At 59.5% G+C, this 227-nt stretch carries 1 protein-coding gene; it reads right to left on the reverse strand.

Going from position 1 to position 227, the window contains the following annotated elements; all coding sequences use genetic code 11:
- Positions 1–227, reverse strand: a 227-nt coding sequence (locus OC446_RS30805; RefSeq protein WP_262032644.1) for a transposase domain-containing protein, incomplete at both ends; no start/stop codon positions are given.

A 227-nucleotide genomic window follows, 5' to 3' on the forward strand; every position in this document is an offset into this window, starting at 1 on the left:
GCAGCAGGTCCTCGATATCGGCATCGTCGGGACGCTGCGGCAGTTCGGTGAGGACATGTCGCAACCATGCGAAGGGTTCGACGCGGCAGGCACGACAGGTCAGCATCAGGCTGTAAATGACGGCGCTGGCCTTGGCGCCATCCACGGTATCGCTGAAGAGCCAGCTCTTTCTTCCGGTTGCAAAAATCCGGATGTCGCGCTCTAGAAGGTTGTTGTCGATCGGCATC

This window comes from Microvirga sp. Mcv34 (assembly GCF_024519725.1).
Classification (GTDB): Bacteria; Pseudomonadota; Alphaproteobacteria; order Rhizobiales; family Beijerinckiaceae; genus Microvirga.